This window comes from Cupriavidus sp. WGlv3 (genome assembly GCF_023952475.1).
Classification (GTDB): domain Bacteria; phylum Pseudomonadota; class Gammaproteobacteria; order Burkholderiales; family Burkholderiaceae; genus Cupriavidus; species Cupriavidus phytorum.
Map to the genome: position 1 here is coordinate 1 of NZ_JALHRX010000019.1, position 24,057 is coordinate 24,057.

Sequence of the window (24,057 nt, forward strand, 5' to 3'; positions counted from 1 at the left end):
AGGCGCGGGTTTTTTGTTGGCGTCGGGGCCAGCTTACTTGGCGGCGTTGGCCATGTAGTCCGACGCGGCGATCACGTCGGCGTCCGGGCCGGCATAGCCACCCTTGGGCGGCATCACGCCCTTGCCCTTGAGCGCAAAGTTGTGGACCGCTTCCATGCCTTCCTTCAGGCGCGGGGCCCAGGCGGCCTTGTCGCCAAACTTGGGCGCACCAGCCACGCCGGCGGCGTGGCAGGCGGCGCAGACCTGCTCGTAGACCTTCTTGCCCACTTCGGCCGAGGCAGCTGCCGGCGCGGCAGCGGCGGCAGCCGGTGCGGGTGCGGCAGCGGCTGCCGGAGCGGCGGGAGCCGGCGCTGCAGCGGCAGCCGGGGCGGCGGCTTCAGGCGCTGCAGCCGTTGTCGGCGCCGCAGCGGCCGGGGCCGGGGCCGGCGGCTCGGGGAACTTGGCGCCGCCGGAGTCGGCCAGATAGACCACGGCGCGGGCCAGTTCGTAATCGGTGTAGTCGTCAGGCGTGCTGCCGGCGCGCGGCGGCATCGCGCCCTTGCCGTTGAGCACCGACTTCATCAGGCCGTCGAAGCCCTGGCCGATACGCGCGGTCCAGTCGCCGGCGGTACCGTGCTTGGGCGCACCCGCCGCGCCGGTGGCGTGGCAGGCGGCACAGATTTCCTTGTAGACCTGTTCGCCGGTCTTGAACACGCGCGGCGCGTTGGGATCCTTGATTTCGAGCGAGGCGACGGGCTTGATGCGATCGTTGACGGCTTCGGCGGCGGTACTCGCGCCGGCGCTTTCGGTCGAGCCGTGTCCGACGAAGTTGACCAGCAGGATGATCACGATGATCGGCACCAGGAACGCCGCGATCACGACTGCGATCAACTGCTTCGGGGTTTTGATGGGAGACTCGTGCTCGGGGTGTTCGTTGTGGACGTCGCTCATACAGAACTCTCAGTTTTGCAGGAAACCTTCTGGCCGCTTACGCTCGGCTTGCTTTTTCTGGCCCTGGTGTGGCCCTTCGCTGACCACCATCCGGCCCCATCCGGGCCGCCCGCGCTCCCCTGCGGCCCTTGCCTGACTTGGGTCTGTTGCCATTTGCGTAGCTCGGACTGTCTCCCGGACCGGGGCCCGATTGTCGCCGACAACCAGCCGCCCGGATTTGACCCCGGTCGACTCGTTGCGCCGACGGCGCGCCGGGCACGATTTGACGCAAATAGCTGGCGATTATAGCGCCAAAGCCCCCCTGCCAGTGCCAAAAAGCGGCGGTTGCGAGACGTTCCCCGGCGCCCGTATCGGCCCCGCATGGACGGCGCCGGGCAAAAGCGGTATCCTATGCGACTTTCCTGCGGCGGCATTCGCCCGCCGCAACCGCTGTACCCGCAAAACCGGTTGCAAAACCGTCCTGTGCGCCCGTAGCTCAATGGATAGAGTACTGCCCTCCGAAGGCAGGGGTTGCTGGTTCGATCCCAGCCGGGCGCGCCAATCCCCACAAGCATCGTCGACTATTCCCGCCACCACTGGGGACGGCGACTGCATCTGAATTTGCCCCCCGTCTTTGGCGCCTGCACTACCGTTGGCCGCCCCGTCATCGTGGTCACTGCGCCATGTGGCCGGAAAGGTGGGCGCAGCGCTGCACTCTCCAACGTTTCCGACCCCTGGTTTTTCACAAGAACGGCAATCACGCCGATTTCCACCGCCGCACAGACGCAGGAGGATGTTGGCGCTGCGCAAGGCTCGCCGGATGTCTGAGCTTGGGTGTGGCAACAAATAACGCTTGTACGTTCAAATTAATGTAGCCACAATAATTCCATGCTGATCGAATTCGACACAGCGAAAGACCGGGCAAACCAGGCCAAACATGGCATTTCTCTGGCGGCCGCTGAATTGTTCGAATGGGATTGCGCTGTGATCGACCCGGACATCCGCTTCGAATACGCCGAGGAGCGTTTTCAAGGCCTTGGCCTGATCGGCAACCGGGTCCACATGGTCGTCTTCACGGTGCGCGGTGACAGCATCCGCATCATCAGCCTGCGCAAAGCCAACAAGCGAGAGGAAAAACGCTATGCCGACCAAACGTAAAATTGTCCGTGTCACCGACGCGGAAGACGCCGCGATCCGCCGCGCGGCTGCCTCGGATCCGGATGCGCGCGAGCTGACCGACGCCGAATTGGCTCGTATGCGGCCTGCCCGCGAGGTTCTCCCCAAGATTCTGGGCAAGGAAAGGGCGGAGGCGTTGATGAAGCGGCGCGGCCGCCCAGCATTGCCCGAGGACGAGCGCAAAATCTCTGTCAATGTGCGCTACGACCGAGATGTGATCGACGCGTTCAAGGCCACCGGCGATGGATGGCAGACGCGCATCAACGAAGCGCTGCGCGCCTACGCCAAGTCCCACAACATGTTGCCACGCTGATTTCCTGTCGCGGGGCGCCGGTGCCTTGGGGCAAGCCTTAACTGGGCGCGACGAAAACTTTCAGCACGCGTTTGGCGGGTGGCGCGCGCCGGTGCTGATAGATTCACACACTCCATCCGAACCGCGCGCGCCGATGGCGCCGCGCCGCAGACAGCCATGGCGATTCCGACGGACCTCCTGCCCGGGCTGGCAGCACTGGTGCTCGCCGGCGCCAGCGCCGCAGCGATTGCCACGCCGCTGAGCCTGCCTGGCTCCCTGCCCAACATGGCTGGACTGGGCGTTGGCTCGACCACGGAGTTTGCCGGCGGCAAGGACCGCATGGTCGGCGTAGTCCCCGGCCTGCGCTATGTCACGCCAGGCGGTCGGCTGCTGGAATGGTACGGGCCCTATGCGCAGTTCAACTTCGGCGGGCTGACCGGGTTCCAGTGGGGTCCGGCAGTGAGCCTGCGGCTGGGACGCAACGACGTCGACGATCCGGTGGTGTCGCGACTGCACGAGATTGACACCACGGTCGAGGCCGGCGGCTTCATCGGCTACGAATACCTCAACGCGGGACCGGTCCCGTGGCGGCTGCGCGGGGGCATCAATGTGATGAGCAACGCCGGCATCGTCTATGGTGGCGCGCGCGTCAACGCGACCGCCTCGCTGTGGGTGCCGCTGCACCCGCGCCTGTACGCGGGAGCGGGGCTAGGCGCGACCTGGGTCAGCGGCAGCTTCAACCGCACCTATTTCGGCGTGACGCAGGCCGATGCGGACGCCAGCGGTCTGCCGGCCTACAGCCCGGGCGGCGGGCTCGAGCAGTTCACCGGCTGGCTCGCGCTGATCTGGCAGCTGGACAAGCACTGGTATGGCGGCGCGATGGTGTACGGCCAGCGCCTGGTCGGCGCGGCCGCCGACAGCCCGATCGTGACCCAGCGCGGCACGCGCAACCAGGTTACATATGGCGTCGGCATCGCCTATGCGTGGCGCTAGCCCTGAGCGCGCTTGCTATGATCGAGGCATGACCGACGACCTCGTCATCCCCCATCACGAATACCTGATCACCGCGATCCGGGCCCAGGGGGCGGGCGGCCAGAACATCAACAAGGTCTCGAATGCCGTGCACCTGCGCTACGACGTGCGCGCGTCCTCGCTCGCGCCCGACCACAAGGAGCGGCTGCTGGCGCTGCATGACCACCGCATCACGCGCGACGGCGTGGTGGTGATCAAGGCGCAGCAGTTCCGCAGCCTGGACCAGAACCGGGACGAGGCGGTGCGGCGCCTGCACGAGCTGGTGCGCAGCGTGGCCACGCCGCCGCGCGTGCGTCGGCCGACGCGGCCGACGCTGGCGTCGCGCCAGCGCCGGCTGGAGAGCAAGAGCCAGCGCAGCCAGGTCAAGTCGCTGCGCGGCCGGGTGTTCGACTGAGCCTTTGCCTTAGCGTGCCGACTGCAGCGCGGCGATGCGCTGCTCGATCGGCGGGTGGCTCGAGAACAGCGCCATCCACGCCTTGCCGCCGGCGATCCCCATCGCCTGCATGTTCTGCGGCAGCCCGTCCGGATCCAGCCCGCCCAGGCGGCGCAGCGCCGCGACCATCGGCGTGGGCGTGCCCATCATGCTGGCGGCGCCGGCATCGGCGCGGAATTCGCGGCGGCGCGAGAACCAGGCCACGATGATGCTGGCCAGGATGCCGAACACGATCTCGCACACGATCACCGTGACCATATAGCCGATGCCGGGGCCGCTGGATTCCTCGTCGTTCTTGCGCAGCATCGAGTCGACGAAGTAGCCGACTACGCGCGCCAGGAAGATGACGAAGGTGTTGACCACGCCCTGGATCAGCGTCAGCGTGACCATGTCGCCGTTGGCGACGTGCGCCACCTCGTGCGCGAGCACGGCCTCGACCTCTTCGTGCGACATCGATTGCAGCAGGCCGGTGGACACCGCCACCAGCGAGCTGTTCTTGGTGGCGCCGGTGGCGAAGGCATTGGGTTCGCCCTCGTAGATGGCCACTTCCGGCATCGGCAGGCCGGCGCGCTGCGCCAGCTTTTCGACGGTCTGCACCAGCCACAGCTCGGTGCTGGTGCTGGGGTGGGTGATGACCTGCGCGCCGGTCGACCACTTGGCGATGGTCTTGGACATCAGCAGCGAGATAAAGGCACCGCCGAAGCCCATCAGCGCGGCAAACGCCAGCAGCATGCCCAGGTTGAGCCCGTTGGCGGTCAGGAAGCGGTTCACCCCGAGCACGCTGGCGGTGATGCTGAGGACAAGCATGACGGCGAGGTTGGTCGCCAGGAAAAGCAGTACGCGTTTCATGTGTGTGTGGAGCAGTGGTAAGTCGCGCCGTGCGGCGCAAGGATGCGGTCGGACCGCAGGCGCGCGCCGCACGCGAGGTCGCGGCACGCGGGTTCAGGCGGACGCGGTCGGGCCGCGCCGGTAGGGATCAGCCGCGCGGCGGTCGCGGCAGCCGCGGCAAGTCGGGTTCGGGCAGCAGGGCGCCGGCATAGCGCGGCGGCCCGGCACGGCCGGCCCAGGGGGCCAGGCGCAATGGCGTGGCGGGCAGCAGTTGCTCGGCCAGGTCGGCGCCGGGCTGCCATTGCGGCTCGGCGGCTTCGGGAAGCGGCAGGGGATCGCTGGCCGGGTCGCCTGTGACGGCGGCTGCATCCGCGTCGGCGGCATCGGCCCCGGGCGCAGCGACAGGTACGGCCGCGGCTTCGGTGGTGGACACCACCGGGTGCGCGAATGCGGCCGCCCAGCCCGGCAGGGGCAGGAAGGCCAGCATCATGACCAGCAGGAGCAGCCGCAGGGCGCGCACGAACAGGGGACGGCTTATCGGTGGAAGTGGAAGGAATTCTACAGGATGCCGCAAGGCGCTGGCGTCGCGGTGGCGGCGGTAGCACACGGTCGTTTGCGGCCGCTTCGCCACCCTCTGCAGGATGCGGCAGGCTGGCCTACACTATCGTCAACCCTGTAGTCGATACAGGGTATGGCAAGGAACAGCACATGCGTATTGGCGAACTGTCACGGTCCAGCGGCTGCGATGTCGAGACCATCCGTTATTACGAGCGCGAAGGGCTGCTCGACGCCCCCCGGCGCGAGGCCAACGGCTACCGCCGCTATGACGAGGGCCATTTGGTGCAGCTGAATTTCGTGCGCCACTGCCGTTCGCTGGGGATGAGCCTGTCGGACGTCAGGCGGCTGCGCGAGTTCGAGCGCAACCCGTCGCAGGACTGCGACGACATCAACACACTGCTGGACCGCCAGATCGCCCAGATCCATGCCCAGCGCGTGGCGCTGGAGGCGCTCGAGGGCCAGCTGCGCGCATTGCGCGAGACCTGCCGCCATCACCAGCCCGCCAGTGCGTGCGGCATCCTGCAGAACCTGCAGCAGGCGGCGGCAGGGGCGGGCTGTGAGTGCCATGCCACCAACGGGTGACGACCCCGAACGCGGCGCTGTGCTACGATGGTTGCTCCGGCTTCGCACCAGCACGGTGCGCGAACCGAGGCAGCAAGGCAGGTGAGCCACCACTTCCGGGGTCGCCGTTGCAGCAAGCCATCCGCTGCCAGTTATCCTTTTCCGCAATGACCATGACCGATCGCCTGACGCCGATGCCCGATGCGCCTGTCCGCCCGCTGCGGACCGGCCGCGCGCACGCGTCCGCGCTCGCCCTGGCCCCCAGTCTGCCCCAGCGCGCCAAGCGCGCGATCTCTCCCCGCCGGATCAGCGCACCGCCTGATTCCGCCCGGTTCCCAGCCTGATTCGTCTCCCATAGCGGGGCCCGGGCCGAACCGGGCCCGAGCCAGCGTTTCCGTTGTTGCCGGCGATCGCCGCAACGCTTTTGCCGATCCGTTGATGCGCGCGCCGCTGCGCGGCACGCCAACCCGCAAGACCTGACCGCCGCCGCCCGCCATGCAGGCCGGCCGCGCCCACCCAAGACTGCCGGAGGACCCGCCATGACGGCCACCAACACCCAGACCGCCACCCTGTACCTGACCGAACTCGACGTCACCCGCCTGGAGCGCATCGCCAGCCGCGCCGGCTCGGCCCAGCTCGAGGACATGCTCGACAGCCTGCTGGCGCGCGCCACCATCGTCGCGCCCGAAGAGATCCCGACCGACGTGGTCACCATGAACACGCGCGTGGTGTGCACGCTGCCGGGCGAGCAGGCGCCGCGCAACTGGACCCTGGTGTATCCCGACGCCGCCGACTTCGACGCCGGCCGGCTCTCGGTGCTGTCGCCGGTGGGCCAGGCGCTGCTGGGCGCGCGCGCCGGCCAGACCGTCAGCTACCGCCTGCCGGATGGCCGCGAGCAGCAGGTAAGCGTCGCCGAGATCGCGTTCCAGCCCGAAGCCAGCGGCCAGTACACGCTCTGAGCACCCTGCGGGCACGCTCGGGCGCGCTTTCGCGGGTGCGGCCGCCGCCACGCGCACGCGCCGGTGGCGGCGTGTCGCCGGCGATCCGCGGACACCATTCATCGGCAAGCCAGTCGTTTCACGACTCGCAACGCACCATTCGTCGCAGCGGTATTTCTGCTGACGCGGGCTGTGACTAATCTTCAGTCCGTGCTCGCATCGCAACATAGATTGCAGAGCGGCCGGAGTCTTATCCCGGACCTACAAGAAAGAACGACGAAATCAGTTGAAGGAGTCCCAAATGATCGCCAGACGTATCCTTGGCGGCGCGCTCGTGTTCGCGGCAGTGGCCGCGTCCGCTACGGCGATGGCTGCCCCTGCTGCCAGCAAGGTTGGCAAGTTCGATGTGTATGCCGACGCGCTGCGGGTCGGCAAGTACGATGTGTATACGGACGGCGCCAAGCAAGGCAAGTTCGACACCTACACCGACGGCGCCCGCACCGGACGCTTCGACCCGTACTCGGAAGGCTCGCGCCGCGACGGCAAGTTCGACACCTTCAGCGAAGGGGCGCACAGCTTCAGCGGCGAGATCTCGAAGCGCGGCAAGTTCGATACCTTCAGCGAAGGCACGCACAGCTTCACCGGTGACGTGGCCGAACGCGCGCTCGACAACTCGCGCTCCGGCGACGGTTCGCTGTACGGCTATCGCGTCTGATCCCCCGGGTCTGCCCCAAGACCCCGCGCGGCCACTGCGGTGGCCGCATGTTTTCTCTCCCGCCTGCCCGGCCGACCTCCTCCTCCTTCTCTCTTCGCCTGGCAGGCGTTTTTCTATTCCGTAGCTGCCGCTGCCGCTTGTTCCGGCGCTTGCTGCGCGCGCGGCAAGCGGCGCGCGATCGCCGCGTACAGCAGTGGCACCGCCAGCGTGCCCAGCACGGTCGCGCCCAGCATGCCGCCCAGCACGCCGGTGCCGACCGCCTGCTGCGCGCCCGCGCCCGGGCCGGTGCTGATGGCCAGCGGCACCACCCCCAGCACGAACGCCAGCGAGGTCATCACCACCGGCCGCAGCCGCTGGCGCGCCGCGCGCGTGGCGGCTTCGACCACGTCCATCGCACCCGCGGCGCCGCGCCGCAGCTGCTCGGCGTACTCGACGATCAGGATGGCGTTCTTGGCCGCCAGGCCCATGATCACCACCACGCCCACCTTGAAATAGACGTCGTTGGGCATGCCGCGCAGCCAGATCGCGGCGGCCGCGCCCATCAGGCCGGTGGGCACGATCGCAATCACCGCCAGCGGCAGGGTCCAGCTTTCATACAGTGCCACCAGGCACAGGAAGATAAACAGCAGCGACAGCGCGAACAGCCATGGCGCCTGCGTACCGGTCTGCTCCTGCTCGAACGCGCGGCCGGTCCAGCGCACGTCGAATTCGGGACCCAGCCCGCGCACCAGTTCCGCCAGCCGCGCCATCGCCGCGCCGGTGGTGTAGCCCGGCGCCACTTCGGCATTGATGCGCACCGAGCTGAAGCCGTCGAAGCGCTCCAGCGTGACCTCGCCTTGCCCCCATTCCAGCGACGCGAACGCCGCCAGCGACACCATCGCGCCCTGGGCGTTGCGCACATGCACGCGCGCCAGCTGGTCCGGCTGCATGCGGAACGGCGCGTCGGCCTGCAGGATCACGCGCCGCACCCGGCCTTCGCGCGCGACTTCGTCGATATAGCGCGAGCCCAGCGTCGCCGACAGCGTGTGGTGCACGGCTTCGGCATCGACGCCGAAGGTCTCGGCCTTGCGGTAGTCGATCTTCAGGTCCAGCGCCGGCACGGGCTGGCCGGTGGTGGCGCGCACCTCGCCCAGCACCGGGTCCTGCCTGGCGCGCTCGATCAGCTGGTCGCGCGCGGCGAAGAGCGCCTCGCGGCCCACCGGCTGGCGCGCCACCAGGCGCATATCCAGGCCGCCGATGCTGCCCAGTTCCGGCAGCGCCGAGCTGTTGTAGGCGAACAGTTGCGCGGCGCCGCGGCCGGGCCAGCTTTCGAGGCCGGCCGAAAGCCGCTCCAGCACCGCCTGCGCGCTGTGCCCGCGTCCGCGCGCCTTCCAGTCGGTCAGGCCGATGAACAGGCTGGCGCGTTGCTCGCCGCTGCCGCCGCTGGACCAGCCCAGCACGGCAAAGCTGGAGCGCACCGGGTAGCGCTGGTCGCGCATCCACTGCTCGAGGCCGGCAACCAGCCGGCGCGTGTCGGCCTGCGTGCTGCCCGCGGGCAGCTCCACGTCGACCACGATCTCGCCGGTATCCTCTTCGGGCAGGAAGCCGCTCGGCATCTTCCACAGCGCATAGCCGCACGCCAGCGTCAGGGCCAGGTACACCGCCAGCCAGCGCAGCCGGCGGCGCTGCAGCGCCTGCACCCAGCCGGCATAGCGTGCGGTGAACGCGGCAAAGCGCGCATCGAACCACGCCAGCGGCCCGCGCGCCGGCGCGGCGCTGTGGCGCAGCAGGCTGGCGCACATTGCCGGCGCCAGCGTCAGCGCAAAGAACAGCGAGAACGCGATCGACACCGCCAGGGTCACGGCGAAATGCCGGTAGATCACGCCCACCGCGCTGCCGAAGAACGCCATCGGCACGAACACCGCGCACAGCACCAGCGTCACCGCGACCAGCGCGCCGGAGACTTCGCGCATCGAGCGCGCCGCGGCCTGCATTGCGCCCACGCCATCGCTGCGCATGATGCGCTCGACGTTTTCGACCACCACGATGGCGTCGTCGACCAGGATGCCGATCGCCAGCACCACGCCGAACAGCGTGATCACGTTCAGCGACAGGCCCAGCGCGTACAGGCACGCGACCGTGCCCAACAGCGATACCGGCACCACGATGCACGGGATCAGCGTGGCGCGCAGGTTGCCAAGGAACAGGTACAGGATCAGGAACACCAGCACCGTGGCCTCGATCAGCGTCAGCACCACGCGCGAGATCGACGCCTGCACGAAGGTGGCGCCGTCATACGAGATCTCGTAGCGCACGTCGCCCGGGAAGCCCTTGCTGGCGGCGTCGAGCGCGGCGCGCACGGTGCGCGAGGTCTGGAGCACGTTGGCGCCGTCGGCCAGCTTCAGGCCGATCGAGGCGGCGTTGCGCGTGTTCAGGGTGGAGCCATAGCGGTAGTCGCTGGCGGCCAGTTCCACCCGTGCCACGTCGCGCAGCAGCACCGCCGAGCCATCGGTGGCGGCGCGCACCACAATGCGCCCGAACGCCTGCGCGTCGCTCATCGGCGCGGGCGGCCGCACGATCGCCTGGAACGGCTGGCCCGGCACCGCCGGGGCGCCCCCCAGCTGGCCCGGCGTGACGTTGCCGTTGCGCGCGCGGATGGCGGCCTCGACCTCGGCCGTGGTCAGGTTGAAGGCGTTCAGCTTGTCCGGGTCGAACCAGATCCGCAGCGCGTACTCGGCGCCGTAGGGTTCGGCCTTGCCGATGCCGGGCAGGCGGCGCAGCAGCGGCAGCACCGAGCCGGCGGCAAAGTCGCCCAGCGCGGTTTCGTCGAGCTGGCCGCTGTCCGAGACCAGCGACACATACATGAAGGCGCTGCTGCTGGCCTGGTCGACATAGACCCCGCCGCGGCGCACCGCCTCGGGCAGCAGCGGCTCGGCCTGGGCCACGCGGTTGCGCACGTTGACCTGCGCCAGCTGCGGGTCGGTGCCCTGGCGGAAGCCCAGCGTCACCGTGGCGGTGCCGCCCTCGCTGCTGGAATCGAGGTAGAGCAGGCCGGGAATGCCGTGCATCTGCTGCTCCAGCACCGCGGTGACGCGGTCTTCCACCGTGCGCGCGGACGCGCCGGGGTAATCGGCATAGATGATCACCGTGGGCGGCGCCACCGCCGGATACTGGGCGATGGGAATGCGGTTCAGGACCAGCAGGCCCGCCACCACGGTCAGGATGGCCAGCACCCAGGCGAACGCCGGGCGCTTCAGGAAAAACGACGCCATGTCAGGTCAGGGCTGGCACGGGCGCACGGCAAGTGAAGATCGGCCGTGGCTCCGGTGCGGTTGGAACGGAACGGCTTGGGTGCGGAGACGCCGCAACGATTGCGGCAAGTGGCGCGTACCCGGGGGTACGGGGTCCGGCGGGGAAGGACCCGGCGCTGCGGCGGAAAGGATCCGTGAGGATCAACGCCGGCGACCGGCCGTCATACTGCGGCCTTGCCGGCGATTATAGACAGGGAAGCGCGGCCCGGACAACGCAAACGTCACATTGTCAGTCCCTACTGAGGTTGGGGGTGAGGCCGGGAACTACAGGTCGCGCGCGGCGAAGGCGTCGCACTTGCGGATGTCGCCGGACTCGATGCCACGGCGCAGCCAGCGCACGCGCTGCTCGCTGGAACCGTGAGTAAAAGCTTCAGGCACGACATAGCCCTGCGACTGGCGCTGCAGCCGGTCGTCGCCGATGGCGGCGGCGGCCTTCAGGCCTTCTTCGATATCGCCCGGTTCCAGTAGCTGCTGGTTGGCGCGCTGCGCGGTGGCGGCCCAGACCCCGGCGAGGCAGTCGGCCTGCAGCTCCATGCGCACCGACAGCTGGTTGGCCTGGGCCTCGCCCATGCGCCGGCGCGCGTTGTCGACCTTGTCCGAGACCCCGAGCAGGTTCTGCACATGGTGGCCGATCTCGTGCGCGATCACATAGGCCTGGGCAAAGTCGCCGCTGGCGCCGAAGCGCTGGCGCAACTCGTCATAGAAGGCTAGGTCGATATAGACCTTCTGGTCGCCGGGGCAGTAGAACGGGCCCATCGCCGACTGGCCGGTGCCGCATGCCGTCGGCGTGGCGCCGGAGAACAGCACCAGCGTCGGCGGCGCATAGCGGCGGTTGAGCTGGGTTTCGAAGATGTGTTGCCAGGTGCGCTCGGTATTGCCCAGCACCTTGCGCGTGAACACCGTCATCTGGTCCGTCGCCGGCGGCCGGTTGGCCTGCTGCTGTTGCTGCTGCGGGCCGGAGCCTTGCAGCACCGACGCGCCCTGCATGATCAGCATCGGATCGATGCCGAAGAAATACGACGCCGCCAGCGCGATGATGACCGTGCCGATGCCGATCGACTTGCCGCCAAGGCCGCCGAATCCGCCGCGGCGGTCTTCAACGTGCTGGCTTTCGGCTTCGTCATCTAGGCGCATGGGGGCTCCGGTGCTTGGGAAAGAGGGCGGGGAAAGTGGAATTCAGTATAGCAATCCGCGCTTCGGTGCTCGTCCCGGCGTCGCGCCGTGCCTGCGGATGCGCACCGCGGCACGCCAAAAAAAACACCGCCCACTCACCCTGGAGACGGGCAATGCGGGCGGTGTGCGGCAAAGCGAAGAAACCGGGTTTGCACCCGGTTCCGTCATGGCGTGGTCGTTCCGCAGCGGGAACGCGCGCAGTGTGCTCAGGCCAGTGCGGCCTCGCGTTTGGCCGGCGCGGCGGCCACCACGCTGGCGCTGACTTCGGCCACGCGCAGCAGGTTGGTGGTGCCGCCCTGGCCGAACGGCATGCCGGCGGCGATGGTGATCTGGTCACCCGGCGCGGCGTAGCCTTCGGCAACGGCGGCGCGCGTGGCGGCCTCGACCATCTCGTCGACGCTCTGCACGTCCGGGCTCACGGTGGAGTGGATGCCCCACGCGATCGCCAGCCGGCGTGCGATCTCCAGGTTCGGCGTGATGCTGACGATCGGCGCGCAGGGCCGCTCGCGCGCCGCGCGCAGCGCGGTGGCGCCCGACGACGTATAGGTCACCGTCGCCGCCGCGCCGATGATCTGCGTGACTTCGCGCAGCGCGGCGCAGATAGCATCCTGGCGCGTGTTCAGCGGGGTCTCGTGCTGCGCGTCGAGCAAGTTGCGGTACAGCGGGTCGCGCTCGACCTCGGTGACGATGCGGTTCATCATCGACACCGCCTGCACCGGGTAGCGGCCGTTGGCCGACTCGGCCGACAGCATCACTGCATCGGCGCCTTCATAGATCGCGCTGGCCACGTCCGAGGCTTCGGCACGCGTCGGCACCGGCGAGTCGATCATCGATTCCAGCATCTGCGTGGCGATCACCACCGGCTTGCCCAACTGGCGGCACACGCGCAGGATGCGCTTCTGCACGCCGGGCACGCGCTCGGGCGGCAGTTCCACGCCCAGGTCGCCGCGCGCCACCATCACCGAATCGGACACGCGCACGATCTCTTCGAGCTGCTGCAGCGCGGCCGGCTTCTCGATCTTGGACAGGATGCCGGCACGGGTGCCAACGATCTCGCGCGCCTCCACGATGTCGGACGGGCGCTGCACGAACGACAGGCCGATCCAGTCGGCGCCCAGCGACAGCGCGAAGTCCAGGTCCTTGCGGTCCTTCTCGGTTAGCGCCGGAATGGGGATCACCGCGTCGGGCACGTTCACGCCCTTGCGGTCCGACAGCGAGCCGTTGTTGGCGACGCGCGTGGTGATGGTGCCGGTGGTGACCGACTCGATCGCCAGGCGCACCTTGCCGTCGTCGATCAGCAGCGACTGGCCGGGCTGCGCGGCCTGAAACAGCTCAGGGTGCGGCAGGTAGACGCGGGTGCCGTCGCCAGGGGTCGGGTCGCTGTCGAGCACGAACACATCGCCGGTGCGCACCGCGACCTTGCCGGCGGCGAAGGTGCCGATGCGCAGCTTGGGGCCCTGCAGGTCGGCCAGCACGGCGATGGGGCGGCCGGTCTCGGCCTCGACCTGGCGCACCGCGTCGTAGCGCGCGCGGTGGTCGTCGTGCGTGCCGTGGCTGAAGTTCAGCCGGAACACGTCCGCGCCGGCCTCGAACAGCGCGCGGATCACCGCGATGTCGGTGCTGGCGGGGCCGAGCGTGGCCACGATCTTCGCTTTGCGCTGGCGTCTCATGATGTCTCCTCTTCCATTCTCGGTAGCGGCGCGTCGGCGCCGCGAGTCAGTCGGTACTACGTTGGCGGCGATCGTCAGACGATCAGGATCGCGCGGAAATCGTTTACGTTGGTGCGGGTCGGGCCGGTGACGATCAGGTCGTCCAGGCCCGCGAAGAAGCCGTAGCCGTCGTTGTTCTCCAGGTGCGCGCGCGCATGCAGGCCGCGCGCGCCGGCGCGAGTCAGCGTGTCGGGGGACAGCAGGGCACCGGCGTTGTCTTCCGAGCCGTCGATGCCATCGGTGTCGCCGGCGAGCGCGTGTACGCCGGGCAGCCCGTCGAGCGCCACCGCCAGCGCCAGCAGGAACTCGGCATTGCGGCCGCCGCGGCCCTTGCCGCGCACGGTCACGGTGGTCTCGCCGCCGGACAGGATCACGCAGGGCTTGCCGAACGGCTGGCCGCGCTGCGCCACCTGGCGCGCGATCGCGGCATGCACTTCGGCGACTTCGCGCGCTTCGCCCTCGATGCAGTCGGACAGGATATGGGCCTCGAAGCCCAGTTCGCGCGCACGCGCGGCCGCGGCCTCGAGCGATTGCTGCGCGGTTGCAAGCGTCACGCTGCGGTGGCCGCTGAAGCGCGCGTCGCCGGGCTTCGGCGTCTCGCCGGCGCCGCTTTCCAGGTGCGCGCGCACGTTGGCCGGCACCTCGATGCCGTACTTGGCGATCACCGCCAGCGCATCGGCGCAGGTGGTCGCATCCGGCAGCGTCGGGCCACTGGCGATCAGGGTCGGGTCATCGCCGGGAATGTCGGAAATCAGCATCGTCTCGACGCGGGCCGGCGCGCAGTGCAGCGCCAGGCGGCCGCCCTTGAGCGCCGACAGGTGCTTGCGCACGCAGTTCATCTCGCCGATGCTGGCGCCGCTCCTGAGCAGCGCCTTGTTCACGGCTTGCTTGTCGGCCAGCGTCAGGCCCGGCGCCGGCGCGGCCAGCAGCGCGGAGCCGCCGCCGGAGATCAGGCACAGCACCAGGTCGTCGGCGGTGAGGCCCTGCACCAGCTCCACCATGCGCTGCGCGGCGCGCGCGCCGGCTTCGTCGGGAACCGGGTGGGCGGCTTCGACCACTTCGATGCGCTGGCAGTCGGCGCCATGGCCGTAGCGCGTCACCACCAAGCCCGACAGCTCGCCTTGCCAGTTCGCTTCCACCGCCTGCGCCATCGCCGCGGCGGCCTTGCCGGCGCCGATCACCACGGTGCGGCCCTTGGGCGGCGCGGGCAGGTGCGGCGGCAGGCAGTGGCTGGCGCTGACGGAGGCGACCGCGGTATCGAACAGCTCGCGCAGCAGCGCGCGCGGTTCAGCGTTGGCTGCGGTGCGCTGGGGCGACAGCAGGGCGGCTTGGGGTTCGGTGACGAGCATGAAGAATCCTGGGTGCTGACGGGGAAAGCGAGTCGTCCCCGCTGGGCGGGGACGACGGGGTTGCTGCTTACTTGGCGTTGGCGATCTGGTGGTTCGACATGATCTCGATCGCGCGGCACAGGGCCGAGTGGTCCTGCTTGCCCAGGCCGTTGGCCGAGCAGGTGTTGAACAGTTCCTGCGCGGTGGCGGTGTTGGGCAGTGCCACGCCCAGCGCCTTGGCCCCCTGCAGCGCCAGGTTCAGGTCCTTCTGGTGCAGCTCGATGCGGAAGCCCGGATCGAAGGTGCGCTTGACCATGCGGTCGCCGTGCACTTCCAGGATGCGCGACGCGGCAAAGCCGCCCATCAGCGCCTCGCGCACCTTGGCCGGATCGGCGCCGGCCTTGGAGGCGAACAGCAGCGCTTCGGACACGGCCTGGATATTCAGCGCGACGATGATCTGGTTGGCCACCTTGGTGGTCTGGCCATCGCCGTTGCCGCCCACCAGCGTGATGTTCTTGCCCATCAGCTCGAACAGCGGCTTGACCTGGTCGAAGGCTTCCTGCGGGCCGCCGACCATGATCGTCAGCGACGCGGCCTTGGCGCCCACTTCACCGCCCGACACCGGCGCGTCCAGGTACGAAGCGCCCAGCTTGTTGATGCGCGCGGCGAAGTCCTTGGTGGCGATCGGCGAGATCGAGCTCATGTCGACCACGATCTTGCTGTAGCTGGCTTCCTTGCCGGCGGCCTTGAACGCGGCGGCCACGCCCTTCTCGCTGAACAGCACCGCTTCCACGTGCGGCGTGTCCGGCACCATGATGACGATGATGTCGGCACGCTTGGCGACTTCCTCGGCGCTGGTGCAGACGGTCACGCCTGCGTCGACCAGGAATTGCGGAGCCGGGTTGACGTCATGCACGAACAGCGTGTGGCCGGCGGCGCGCAGATGGCCCGCCATCGGTGCGCCCATGATGCCCAGGCCGATGAAGCCGACGTTGCGAGTGGTTGCCATGTGATGTCTCCTTGCTTGAGATTAAATGTGTCTTGGTTCGTGTAGGTAGTAGCGGGATACGACGGCAGCGCGCAGCGCTTATTGCACGCCGTGCGCGGCGCGCCAGCCCAGGCCGGCTTCGGTGGTGGTCTTCGGCTTGTACTCGCAGCCGATCCAGCCGGTGTAGCCGATCTCGTCCAGGAACTTGAACAGGTACTGGTAGTTCAGCTCGCCCGTGCCCGGCTCGTTGCGGCCCGGGTTGTCGGCCAGCTGGATGTGCTTGATCTTCGGCAGGTTGGCCTTGATGGTGTTGGCGATCTCGCCTTCCATCCGCTGCATGTGATAGATGTCGTACTGCACGTACAGGTTGGGCGCGTTGACCTGGGTGATCAGGTCCAGCGCCTGCTGCGTGCGCGACAGGAAGAAGCCCGGGATGTCGAAGGTGTTGATCGGCTCGATCAGCAGGTCGATATGCTCGGCGGCCAGCGCGCCGGCGGCGAAGCGCAGGTTTTCCACCAGCGTTTCCTGCGCCTGCTCGCGCCTGACGTTCTGCGGCAGGATGCCGACCAGGCAGTTGAGCTGGCGCACGCCCAAGACCTTGGCGTACTTGATGGCCTCGCCGACGCCGTCCTGGAACTCGCCGACGCGGTCCGGGTGGCAGGCAATGCCGCGCTCGCCCGCATCCCACTTGCCGGCGGGCAGGTTGTGCAGCACCAGGTCGAGCTGGAAGCGGTTCAGGCGGTCAGCGATCTGGTCCGCATGGAACGCGTAGGGAAACAGGAATTCGACGCCGCGGAAGCCCGCGCGGGCGGCGGCTTCGAAGCGGTCGAGAAAGCCCGCTTCGTTGAACAGCATGGTGAGGTTGGCCGCAAGTTTAGTCATGAGTCTCTCCGGTTTAATTGTGTTGTCGTTCTGCCGGTGCAGAACCGGTGATGCGGGAACGCTGGATCGGCGCGGGCCGTAGCCCGCGCCTTCCATGTCGGCGTGTCGTGGCTTACGCCGTTTCCACTTCTTCCTTCAGGATCGCTTCCTCGATGTCCTCAAGGTCTTCGATCGGCTCGAACTCGTTGATGTTGTCGATCTCGGTGCCCATCGCGATATTGGTCACGCGCTCCAGGATCACCTCGACCACCACCGGCACCGAGAACTCGGCCATCAGGTCGCGCGCTTCGGCGAAGGCCGGAGCGATGTCTTCCGGCTTGAACACGCGGATCGCCTTGCAGCCCAGGCCCTCGACCACCTTGACGTGGTCCACGCCATAGCCGTTCAGCTCGGGGGCGTTGACGTTGTCGAAAGCCAGCTGCACGCAATAGTCCATCTCGAAACCGCGCTGCGCCTGGCGGATCAGGCCGAGGTAGGAGTTGTTCACCACCACGTGGATGTACGGCACCTTGAACTGCGCGGCCACGGCCAGCTCTTCGATCATGAACTGGAAGTCGTAGTCGCCCGAGATCGCCACCACATCCGAGTCCGGCGAGGCGGTCTTCACGCCGATCGCGGCCGGGATGGTCCAGCCCAGCGGGCCGGCCTGGCCGCAGTTGATCCAGTGGCGCGGCTGGTTGACCGACAGGAACTGGGCCGCGGCGATCTGCGACAGGCCGATGGTGCTGACATAACGCACGTCGCGCGGGAAGTACTGGTTCATCTCGCGGTACACGCGCTGCGGCTTGACCGGCACGTTGTCGAAGTCGCTCTTGCGCTGCATGGTGCGGCGGCGCTTCTGCACGTCGGCGACCCAGCTCTTGCGGCACGGCAGGCGCCCGGCCATCTTCATTTCGCGGGCGACTTCGACGAACAGCTCCAGCGCGGCCTTGGCGTCGGAGACGATGCCCAGGTCCGGGCCGAACACGCGGCCGATCTGGGTGGGCTCGATATCGACGTGCACGAACTTGCGGCCCTTGGTGTAGACATCGACGCTGCCGGTGTGGCGGTTGGCCCAGCGGTTGCCGATGCCCATCACGAAGTCCGACGCCAGCAGCGTGGCGTTGCCGTAGCGGTGCGAGGTCTGCAGGCCGACCATGCCGGCTTGCAGCGGGTGGTCGTCGGCCAGCACGCCCCAGCCCATCAGGGTCGGCACCACCGGCACGTTGACCAGCTCGGCGAACTCGACTAGCAGTTCCGACGCATCGGCATTGATCACGCCGCCGCCGCACACGATCAGCGGGCGCTCGGCCGCGTTCAGCATGGCGATGGCCTTCTCGATCTGGGCGCGCGAGGCGGCCGGCTTGTACGGCTGCAGCGACTGGTAGGTGTCGGGATCGAATTCGATCTCGGCGACCTGCACGTCGAACGGCAGGTCGATCAGCACCGGGCCCGGGCGGCCCGAGCGCATGATGTGGAAGGCCTGCTGGAACACCTGCGGCACCAGTGCCGGCTCGCGCACGGTCACGGCCCACTTGGTCACGGGCTTGGCGATCGACTCGATGTCGACGGCCTGGAAGTCTTCCTTGTACAGGCGCGCGCGCGGGGCCTGGCCGGTGATGCAAAGGATGGGGATCGAGTCCGCCCAGGCCGAGTACAGGCCGGTGATCATGTCGGTGCCGGCGGGGCCCGAGGTGCCGACGCAGATGCCGATATTGCCCGGCTCGGCGCGGGTGTAGCCTTCGGCCATGTGCGAGGCGCCCTCGACGTGGCGGGCCAGCACGTGGTTGATGTTGCCCGACTTGCGCATCGCCGAGTAGAACGGGTTGATGGCCGCGCCCGGCACGCCGAACGCGGTGGTCACGCCTTCCTTCTCCAGCACGGCGATTGCCGCGTCGATTGCTCTCATCTTTGCCATGATCTTGTCTCCGGTAATGGTGGGAATTTCGTTGGAGTCGATCCTATTCCCGCAGGCCGGTTGGGATAAACAGAAGAGCGATCAGTTGATTCGATACCTGCAGTACGCAATAAGGGCTGGAAAGCCATGTCGGACGGTCGGCGCAGGTACGCCGATGCATGCCATTGGATATGTGGTGTGACGGTACGGACACGCAGCGCAGCACTGGGTACGACGGTGCGCCGGCGTGCCGCCGCGGCGCGCTGCGGCAAAATGGCGGCATTTCCTGCCATCCGGGCCAACCATGTATTCCAGGCTGCCGTCCACCTATGAACTGCTGGAAGCGCTCGCCGCCGCCGCGCCCGAGGCTGCGTCCGCGCCGGACAGCCGGCTCGGGCGCGCGCTGTGGCTCGGCTTTGTCGCGGCGCTGGCCGCGACAATCCTGTGTGGCGCCGGCCTGGCGGCCTTGCGCCTGGGGCTGAAGCAGGCCGTGCCGCCGTGGTCGCTGCGCGGCTTCGAGGCCCTGTTGGCGCTGGCGGCCGCATGCTATGTCGGCGCCGGGCTGGCGCGCGCCGGCACGGTGCTGGCGCGGCTGCGCCATCCGCTGCGCTGGCAGGCCACAGAGCTGGACCGCGACAGCGCCGCCGAAGACGCGCTGCTGCGCCGGCTGGCGCGGATCCCGCCGCAGCAGCTGCAGGCGCGCCAGCGGCGCGTGGCGCTGCAGCTGCGGCTGTGGGAGGGCGCCGCGCGCACGCTGGCGGTGTTGCTGGCGCTGGCGCCGGCCGCCGCGGTGCTGGCCGCGCTGCCGCGCCAGCAGGCCGTGGCCGGCACGCTGCTGTGGCTCTACGGCGTGATGGTGGTGACCGGCGCCGCCTGCTACCTGTACCTGCATCTGCAATGCAGCCGGCCGCTGCGGCGCCTGGCCCATGTGCTGGGCGAGGCGGCCGAGCTGAACGCGCAGCTCGGCAAGCGCACGGCTGGGGCGGGCTGCACGTAGCCGCGCACTAGGTGCCGCCGCGTGCCCGTGACAGGCTGCGGCGGCGGCCCTTATGCGGCGGCCTCGATCCGGTCCATCAGCCGCGCAGGGATGCCACAACCCTGGCGATGCCGCACAATGGCGCCCGGGAGACCAATATCCGATGGACAAACTCAAGCAAATCGAAGCCTTTATCGCCGTGGTGGAGCACGGCAGCATGGCCGCCGCGGCGCTGACGCAGAACGTCACGCCGGTGATGATCGGCCGCCGCATCAACGCGCTCGAAGCCCGCATCGGCGTCAAGCTGCTGCACCGGTCCACGCGCCGCATCGCCGTGACCGAGCAGGGCGCGGTGTTCATGGAGCAGTGCAAGAAGGCGCTGGCCGACCTGGACCGCGCCGAGATGCTGATCGCCGAGGGCAAGCACAAGGCCACCGGCCACCTGATCGTGTCGGCACCGGCGGCGTTCGGGCGCAAGCACGTGGCGCCGCACGCGCCGGTGTTCCTGGCCAGCAACCCCGAAGTGCAGATCTCGTTCAACCTGACCGACCGCGTGGTCGACCTGGTGCGCGAGGGCTATGACGTCGGCATCCGCATCGGCGGCGCGATCGATCCGAACTTTGTCGCGATCAAGCTGGCGTCGAACAAGCGCGTGGTGTGCGGCACGCCGGCGTACTTTGCCAAGTACGGCGTGCCGCAGACGCTGGACGACCTGGCCCAGCACAACTGCCTGGCGTTCAACCTGCAGGGCGGCCAGCAGCGCGGCTGGTATTTCAGCCAGAACGGCAAGACCGTGACCGTGCGCGTCAACGGCAACCTGGACTGCAATGACGGCGAGCTGCTGCACCGCTGGACCGGCGAGGGCCTGGGCCTGGGCTGGCGTTCCACCTGGGAGATCCTGCCGCAGCTGGAGAGCGGCGAGCTGATCACGGTGCTGGACGAATACGCGCTGCCGGCCTACGACATCCTCGCCGTGTACCCGCAGCAGCGGCCGGTGCCGGCCAAGATCCGCTTCTTCATCGAGCACCTGAAAGCGCAGTTCGCGCGCCCGGGCTACTGGATGGACACGGCGGGCGGCAACTGAGGCCGCCGCCGCCGCATACCGATGCCGATGCCGATCACCGCCTGGCTGGCCGACCTCGTCGTCATCGCGCACGCGCTGTTCATCGTGTTCGTGGTGGCGGGCGGCCTGCTGGTATTGCGCTGGCCGCGGGCCGCGTGGGTGCACCTGCCCGCCGCGGTCTGGGGCGTGCTGATCGAATGGGCGGGCTGGATCTGCCCGCTGACGCCGCTGGAAAACACGCTGCGCCGGGCTGCCGGGCAGGCCGGCTACAGCGGCGGCTTTGTCGAGCGCTACCTGTTGCCGATGATCTATCCGGCGGGGCTGACGCCATCAGTGCAGTTGTGGCTGGGCCTGGTGGTGCTGGTGGTGAACGTCGCGATCTATGCGCTGTGGTGGCGCCGGCGGCGCCACCACTGAGAGCTGTTTTCAGCCTGCCGGCTTGAAGCGCGGCGCGCGCTTCTCCAGGTTGGCCAGCACCGCCTCGCGCTGGTTGGGCGAGCCCACCAGCCGGTCCTGCTCGTCGGACTCGGCCTGCAGGATGGCGGCGTGGTCGCCGCGCTCCGCCACCGCCATCAGCCGCTTGGCGGCGCGGATCGCATCCGGATTCTTCTGCGCGACTTCGCGCGCGGCGGCCAGCGCCGCGGCGCGCGGGTCGTCGGCGAGGTAGGTGCCCAGTCCCAGCTCGCACGCCTCGGTGCCGCTCAGCACGCGCGCGCTGTAAATCAGCTCGCGCAGCACATCGGGGCGCACCAGCCCGCGCGTCAGCACCATGCCCGCCATGTCGGGCACCAGCCCCCACTTCAGCTCCATCACGGACAGCCTGGCATCCGGCGCCACGTAGCGGACATCGGCGCCCAGCGCCACCTGCAGACCGCCGCCAAAGGCCACGCCATGCACCGCGGCGAAGACCGGCACCGGCAGCTCGCGCCAGACCATGCAGGCGTACTGCGGGCGATTGGAGATGCCATGGGTGCGCTGGCCGAGCCGGCCGGCGCCGATGCTGTCGTGCTGCGACGCGCCCGCATCGTCCGACAGCATGCCGGCCATGCGGCCCATGTCGAGCCCGGCGCAGAAGGCGCGGCCTTCGCCGGACAGCACCACCGCGCGCAGGTCCGGCAGGCGCGCAAGCTGCGCGCCGGTCTCGATCAGCGCATCGAACATGGCCTGGTCGAGCGCGTTCATCTTGTCGGGGCGGTTCAGGCGGACGTCGGCGACGCCGTCTTCGATCGTCACGAGGATACGTTCATTGCTGGCACTCATGCGGGCTCCTTGGAAGTGGCGGTGGTGGCAGTCGCCGCGCTCAGCGGCCCTTGAACTGCGGCTTGCGCTTCTCGACGAAGGCGGCCACGCCTTCCTGGCAGTCCTCACTGCGGCTTGCGCGCGACTGCAGCGTGGCTTCCACTTCCAGCTGCGCGGCCAGGTCGTTGCCGAGGCTCTGGTTGAGCGCCTGCTTGATCATGGCGTAGGCCATGGTCGGCATGGTCGCCAGGTGGCGGGCCAGCTTGCCGGCCTCGTCCCGCAGCGCGGCGTCGTCATGGACCTTCCACACCAGGCCGATGCGGTGGGCTTCTTCGGCGTCGATCTTCTCGGCCAGGATAGCGAGCGCGCGGGCGCGCATCTCGCCTGCATAGCGCGGCAGGAAGTAGGTGCTGCCGGCATCCGGGATCAGGCCGATCTTGGAGAACGCCTGCAGGAAGCTGGCCGAGCGCGCCGCCAGCACCACGTCGCCGGCCAGCGCCAGGCTCATGCCGGCACCGGCCGCCACGCCGTTGACCGCGGTGATGACCGGCTTGGGCATCTCGCGCAGCGCCATGATGATCGGGTGATAGCGCTCGCGCAGCAGCGTGCCGGAATCGGACACGCCGCCGCCCTGGCGCGCGGCCAGGTCGGCGCCGGCGCAGAAGCCGCGGCCGGCGCCGGTCAGCAGCACGGCGCGCACCTCGGCATCGGCCGCGGCGCGGTCCACGGCCTCGCGCAGTTCGCGCAGGATGTCGGCGTTCAGTGCATTGAGCACCTCCGGGCGGTTCAGGGTCAGCGTGGCCACGCCTTCGCTGGCTTGGTAGAGGACGGTTGCCGTCATGGTGGTTCTCCTGGTTTCTGGGTCGTTGCGGGTGCGGATATCCGGTGCAGCCGGGCTATTGCGGCTTCTTCAGCGCGTCGGCCGAGGCGTCGCCCAGCTTGCTGCCGCCGTCGCAGTCGAGGATGGTGCCGGTGACGTAGTGCGCGTTGTCGCTGCTCAGGTACATCGCGGCGTCGGCGATGTCGTCCTTGGTGCCGTAGTCGCGCAGCGCCAGGCGCGCCTTGTAGCGGGCCTCCATCTCGGGCGTCGGCGCCAGTCGCGCCATGCCTTCGGTGTCGGCGATCGGGCCGGGCGAGATGCCGTTCACGCGCACGCCGGCCGGGCCCCATTCCATCGCCAGGCACTTGATCAGCATGTTGATGCCGGCCTTGGCGGCACAGGCATGGGCCTGGAACATCATCGCGTTGACCGCCTGCGGCGCGGTGATCGCGATCAGCGACGCGCCCGGCTTGTTGAGGTGATCGAAGCTGGCGCGGAACACGTTGAAGGTGCCGAGCAGGTCGATATCGACCACGGTCTTGAAGGCATTGGCCGACATGCCGACCACGGGCGCAAGGAAATTGCCGGCGGCACCCGAGATGACCACGTCGATCGGGCCCAGTTCGTCCTGCGCACGCGCAAAGGCGGCCTCGACCGCGGCGTAGTCGCGCACGTCGGCGGCCATGCCGATGGCGGTGCCGCCAGCTGCGGTGATGGTGTCGGCCGCGGCCTGGATGCGCTCGGCGGTGCGGCTGATCAGCGCCAGCCGGGCGCCGGCGCGCGCAAAGCCGTGCGCGATGCCGAGGTTGATGCCGGATGAGGCGCCGGCGACGAATACGGTCTTGCCGGCAAAGGCGTCGGGGCGGAAGGCGCTGGGCATGGGAAGTCCTTTTCGATCGGGAAGCAGGGCGGATTCAGGCGAGGGCTAGCGCCGGCGGTGCGACGGCACGGCAGGTATCGCGCGATGGCGCATGGCGGTCTCCCTGTGATTGTTATCGTGTGCGGCTGCCCCAACAGCGTGGCGGGGCGGCGCGGGCCTCTGGCGGGGCCTGCGGCATCCTAACCCGAAGGCGGGATTCGTTTTTCACGCAGGGCGGGCGCGGACGCGCGCGCCAGGCGCACACGGCACGACCACGCGGCAATCCCGAGCGTGGGCGCGGCGCACCGCAACCTGCTGTCGGAAAAGGGAAAAACCGGTGCGGGACGGCACGGGTTAGAGGCCGCCGGGCAGCGCGCCATTCGGCGTCGCGGAACCCCGTCCTCAGAAAAAA

The 24,057-nt window shown here is 68.9% G+C and carries 23 protein-coding genes and 1 tRNA gene; 11 read left to right on the plus strand and 13 right to left on the minus strand.

What is annotated here, in order from left to right:
- Nucleotides 1-33: 33 nt before the first annotated feature.
- Complete coding sequence (locus MKD38_RS24490) at nucleotides 34-930, minus strand: c-type cytochrome (RefSeq protein ID WP_252680900.1); 897 nt, start codon at nucleotides 928-930, stop codon at nucleotides 34-36.
- A 464-nt stretch (nucleotides 931-1,394) separates the two neighbouring features.
- Here MKD38_RS24490 and MKD38_RS24495 point away from each other — a divergent pair.
- From MKD38_RS24495 to arfB, 5 genes are all read left to right on the plus strand, one after another.
- Nucleotides 1,395-1,470, plus strand: a tRNA-Arg gene (locus MKD38_RS24495).
- Between the two features lie 327 nt (nucleotides 1,471-1,797).
- Nucleotides 1,798-2,067, plus strand: coding sequence for a BrnT family toxin (locus tag MKD38_RS24500; protein WP_252680902.1), 270 nt, complete (start codon nucleotides 1,798-1,800; stop codon nucleotides 2,065-2,067).
- The gene (locus MKD38_RS24505) at nucleotides 2,051-2,398 is read left to right on the plus strand and encodes a BrnA antitoxin family protein (protein WP_252680905.1); all 348 of its coding nucleotides are present in this window, start codon (nucleotides 2,051-2,053) and stop codon (nucleotides 2,396-2,398) included. Before MKD38_RS24500 ends, MKD38_RS24505 begins: the two co-directional genes overlap by 17 nt.
- Nucleotides 2,399-2,554: 156 nt before the next feature.
- Nucleotides 2,555-3,370 carry a MipA/OmpV family protein gene (locus tag MKD38_RS24510; protein ID WP_252680906.1) on the plus strand — a complete coding sequence of 272 codons (816 nt, stop codon included), beginning with the start codon at nucleotides 2,555-2,557 and terminating at the stop codon, nucleotides 3,368-3,370.
- A gap of 28 nt (nucleotides 3,371-3,398) precedes the next feature.
- Nucleotides 3,399-3,803: an alternative ribosome rescue aminoacyl-tRNA hydrolase ArfB gene (arfB, locus tag MKD38_RS24515; RefSeq protein WP_252680908.1), complete on the plus strand. Its 405-nt coding sequence runs from the start codon at nucleotides 3,399-3,401 to the stop codon at nucleotides 3,801-3,803.
- Nucleotides 3,804-3,812: 9 nt separating this feature from the next.
- Here the strand turns inward: arfB and htpX are convergent, their stop codons facing one another.
- Nucleotides 3,813-4,691: a protease HtpX gene (gene htpX / locus MKD38_RS24520; protein ID WP_252680910.1), complete on the minus strand. Its 879-nt coding sequence runs from the start codon at nucleotides 4,689-4,691 to the stop codon at nucleotides 3,813-3,815.
- A 127-nt stretch (nucleotides 4,692-4,818) separates the two neighbouring features.
- Nucleotides 4,819-5,160, minus strand: a complete 342-nt coding sequence (locus tag MKD38_RS24525; protein ID WP_252680913.1) for a hypothetical protein — start codon at nucleotides 5,158-5,160, stop codon at nucleotides 4,819-4,821.
- Nucleotides 5,161-5,378: 218 nt separating this feature from the next.
- Between MKD38_RS24525 and MKD38_RS24530 the strand changes: the two genes are divergently transcribed.
- The 3 genes from MKD38_RS24530 to MKD38_RS24540 all read left to right on the plus strand — a co-directional run bounded on the left by MKD38_RS24530 (nucleotide 5,379) and on the right by MKD38_RS24540 (nucleotide 7,442).
- The gene (locus tag MKD38_RS24530) at nucleotides 5,379-5,810 is read left to right on the plus strand and encodes a Cd(II)/Pb(II)-responsive transcriptional regulator (RefSeq protein WP_252680914.1); all 432 of its coding nucleotides are present in this window, start codon (nucleotides 5,379-5,381) and stop codon (nucleotides 5,808-5,810) included.
- A gap of 518 nt (nucleotides 5,811-6,328) precedes the next feature.
- A complete protein-coding gene (gene rnk, locus MKD38_RS24535; RefSeq protein ID WP_252680916.1) occupies nucleotides 6,329-6,748 on the plus strand; it encodes a nucleoside diphosphate kinase regulator in 420 nt (139 codons plus the stop codon).
- A gap of 280 nt (nucleotides 6,749-7,028) precedes the next feature.
- Entirely contained in the window at nucleotides 7,029-7,442 is a 414-nt protein-coding gene (locus MKD38_RS24540; protein WP_252680918.1) for a hypothetical protein, read from the plus strand.
- Nucleotides 7,443-7,555: 113 nt separating this feature from the next.
- Here the strand turns inward: MKD38_RS24540 and MKD38_RS24545 are convergent, their stop codons facing one another.
- From MKD38_RS24545 to gcl, 7 genes are all read right to left on the minus strand, one after another.
- Nucleotides 7,556-10,693 carry a multidrug efflux RND transporter permease subunit gene (locus tag MKD38_RS24545; protein WP_252680921.1) on the minus strand — a complete coding sequence of 1,046 codons (3,138 nt, stop codon included), beginning with the start codon at nucleotides 10,691-10,693 and terminating at the stop codon, nucleotides 7,556-7,558.
- A 303-nt stretch (nucleotides 10,694-10,996) separates the two neighbouring features.
- Nucleotides 10,997-11,866 (minus strand): KPN_02809 family neutral zinc metallopeptidase, encoded by an 870-nt coding sequence (gene ypfJ / locus MKD38_RS24550; protein ID WP_115711287.1) that lies wholly within the window; start codon nucleotides 11,864-11,866, stop codon nucleotides 10,997-10,999.
- Between the two features lie 245 nt (nucleotides 11,867-12,111).
- On the minus strand, nucleotides 12,112-13,575 hold the full coding sequence (pyk, locus tag MKD38_RS24555) for a pyruvate kinase (protein WP_252680924.1): 1,464 nt from the start codon (nucleotides 13,573-13,575) through the stop codon (nucleotides 12,112-12,114).
- A gap of 74 nt (nucleotides 13,576-13,649) precedes the next feature.
- Nucleotides 13,650-14,963, minus strand: a complete 1,314-nt coding sequence (locus MKD38_RS24560; RefSeq protein ID WP_252680926.1) for a glycerate kinase type-2 family protein — start codon at nucleotides 14,961-14,963, stop codon at nucleotides 13,650-13,652.
- Between the two features lie 67 nt (nucleotides 14,964-15,030).
- The gene (locus MKD38_RS24565; RefSeq protein ID WP_252680929.1) at nucleotides 15,031-15,951 is read right to left on the minus strand and encodes a 2-hydroxy-3-oxopropionate reductase; all 921 of its coding nucleotides are present in this window, start codon (nucleotides 15,949-15,951) and stop codon (nucleotides 15,031-15,033) included.
- A gap of 78 nt (nucleotides 15,952-16,029) precedes the next feature.
- Entirely contained in the window at nucleotides 16,030-16,812 is a 783-nt protein-coding gene (hyi, locus tag MKD38_RS24570; RefSeq protein WP_252680932.1) for a hydroxypyruvate isomerase, read from the minus strand.
- 112 nt (nucleotides 16,813-16,924) lie between these two features.
- Complete coding sequence (gene gcl / locus MKD38_RS24575) at nucleotides 16,925-18,709, minus strand: glyoxylate carboligase (protein ID WP_252680934.1); 1,785 nt, start codon at nucleotides 18,707-18,709, stop codon at nucleotides 16,925-16,927.
- A gap of 283 nt (nucleotides 18,710-18,992) precedes the next feature.
- On the opposite strand from gcl, the gene MKD38_RS24580 reads away from it, so the two are divergent.
- The 3 genes from MKD38_RS24580 to MKD38_RS24590 all read left to right on the plus strand — a co-directional run bounded on the left by MKD38_RS24580 (nucleotide 18,993) and on the right by MKD38_RS24590 (nucleotide 21,144).
- Complete coding sequence (locus MKD38_RS24580) at nucleotides 18,993-19,685, plus strand: hypothetical protein (RefSeq protein ID WP_252680936.1); 693 nt, start codon at nucleotides 18,993-18,995, stop codon at nucleotides 19,683-19,685.
- A gap of 142 nt (nucleotides 19,686-19,827) precedes the next feature.
- Entirely contained in the window at nucleotides 19,828-20,748 is a 921-nt protein-coding gene (locus MKD38_RS24585; RefSeq protein WP_252680939.1) for a LysR family transcriptional regulator, read from the plus strand.
- 27 nt (nucleotides 20,749-20,775) lie between these two features.
- Entirely contained in the window at nucleotides 20,776-21,144 is a 369-nt protein-coding gene (locus tag MKD38_RS24590; protein WP_252680941.1) for a DUF2784 domain-containing protein, read from the plus strand.
- Between the two features lie 9 nt (nucleotides 21,145-21,153).
- Here the strand turns inward: MKD38_RS24590 and MKD38_RS24595 are convergent, their stop codons facing one another.
- Genes MKD38_RS24595 through MKD38_RS24605 form a run of 3 tightly spaced genes read right to left on the minus strand, consistent with a single transcriptional unit; the run spans nucleotide 21,154 to nucleotide 23,666 of the window.
- Nucleotides 21,154-21,987, minus strand: a complete 834-nt coding sequence (locus MKD38_RS24595; RefSeq protein WP_252680943.1) for a crotonase/enoyl-CoA hydratase family protein — start codon at nucleotides 21,985-21,987, stop codon at nucleotides 21,154-21,156.
- A gap of 40 nt (nucleotides 21,988-22,027) precedes the next feature.
- Nucleotides 22,028-22,807 carry an enoyl-CoA hydratase-related protein gene (locus MKD38_RS24600; RefSeq protein ID WP_252680946.1) on the minus strand — a complete coding sequence of 260 codons (780 nt, stop codon included), beginning with the start codon at nucleotides 22,805-22,807 and terminating at the stop codon, nucleotides 22,028-22,030.
- Between the two features lie 55 nt (nucleotides 22,808-22,862).
- Nucleotides 22,863-23,666, minus strand: a complete 804-nt coding sequence (locus MKD38_RS24605; protein WP_252680949.1) for an SDR family oxidoreductase — start codon at nucleotides 23,664-23,666, stop codon at nucleotides 22,863-22,865.
- Between the last annotated feature and the right edge of the window lie 391 nt (nucleotides 23,667-24,057).

Bases quoted from the DNA above. Each gene is read 5' to 3' on its own strand.
- gcl (WP_252680934.1), bottom strand. From the start codon at position 18,709: ATGGCAAAGATGAGAGCAATCGACGCGGCAATCGCCGTGCTGGAGAAG.
- MKD38_RS24560 (WP_252680926.1), bottom strand. From the start codon at position 14,963: ATGCTCGTCACCGAACCCCAAGCCGCCCTGCTGTCGCCCCAGCGCACC.
- MKD38_RS24595 (WP_252680943.1), bottom strand. From the start codon at position 21,987: ATGAGTGCCAGCAATGAACGTATCCTCGTGACGATCGAAGACGGCGTC.
- arfB (WP_252680908.1), top strand. From the start codon at position 3,399: ATGACCGACGACCTCGTCATCCCCCATCACGAATACCTGATCACCGCG.
- ypfJ (WP_115711287.1), bottom strand. From the start codon at position 11,866: ATGCGCCTAGATGACGAAGCCGAAAGCCAGCACGTTGAAGACCGCCGC.
- hyi (WP_252680932.1), bottom strand. From the start codon at position 16,812: ATGACTAAACTTGCGGCCAACCTCACCATGCTGTTCAACGAAGCGGGC.
- MKD38_RS24585 (WP_252680939.1), top strand. From the start codon at position 19,828: ATGGACAAACTCAAGCAAATCGAAGCCTTTATCGCCGTGGTGGAGCAC.
- MKD38_RS24490 (WP_252680900.1), bottom strand. From the start codon at position 930: ATGAGCGACGTCCACAACGAACACCCCGAGCACGAGTCTCCCATCAAA.
- rnk (WP_252680916.1), top strand. From the start codon at position 6,329: ATGACGGCCACCAACACCCAGACCGCCACCCTGTACCTGACCGAACTC.
- MKD38_RS24505 (WP_252680905.1), top strand. From the start codon at position 2,051: ATGCCGACCAAACGTAAAATTGTCCGTGTCACCGACGCGGAAGACGCC.
- MKD38_RS24600 (WP_252680946.1), bottom strand. From the start codon at position 22,807: ATGACGGCAACCGTCCTCTACCAAGCCAGCGAAGGCGTGGCCACGCTG.
- MKD38_RS24545 (WP_252680921.1), bottom strand. From the start codon at position 10,693: ATGGCGTCGTTTTTCCTGAAGCGCCCGGCGTTCGCCTGGGTGCTGGCC.
- MKD38_RS24605 (WP_252680949.1), bottom strand. From the start codon at position 23,666: ATGCCCAGCGCCTTCCGCCCCGACGCCTTTGCCGGCAAGACCGTATTC.
- MKD38_RS24525 (WP_252680913.1), bottom strand. From the start codon at position 5,160: ATGATGCTGGCCTTCCTGCCCCTGCCGGGCTGGGCGGCCGCATTCGCG.
- htpX (WP_252680910.1), bottom strand. From the start codon at position 4,691: ATGAAACGCGTACTGCTTTTCCTGGCGACCAACCTCGCCGTCATGCTT.
- MKD38_RS24580 (WP_252680936.1), top strand. From the start codon at position 18,993: ATGTATTCCAGGCTGCCGTCCACCTATGAACTGCTGGAAGCGCTCGCC.
- MKD38_RS24540 (WP_252680918.1), top strand. From the start codon at position 7,029: ATGATCGCCAGACGTATCCTTGGCGGCGCGCTCGTGTTCGCGGCAGTG.
- MKD38_RS24530 (WP_252680914.1), top strand. From the start codon at position 5,379: ATGCGTATTGGCGAACTGTCACGGTCCAGCGGCTGCGATGTCGAGACC.
- MKD38_RS24500 (WP_252680902.1), top strand. From the start codon at position 1,798: ATGCTGATCGAATTCGACACAGCGAAAGACCGGGCAAACCAGGCCAAA.
- pyk (WP_252680924.1), bottom strand. From the start codon at position 13,575: ATGAGACGCCAGCGCAAAGCGAAGATCGTGGCCACGCTCGGCCCCGCC.
- MKD38_RS24510 (WP_252680906.1), top strand. From the start codon at position 2,555: ATGGCGATTCCGACGGACCTCCTGCCCGGGCTGGCAGCACTGGTGCTC.
- MKD38_RS24590 (WP_252680941.1), top strand. From the start codon at position 20,776: ATGCCGATCACCGCCTGGCTGGCCGACCTCGTCGTCATCGCGCACGCG.
- MKD38_RS24565 (WP_252680929.1), bottom strand. From the start codon at position 15,951: ATGGCAACCACTCGCAACGTCGGCTTCATCGGCCTGGGCATCATGGGC.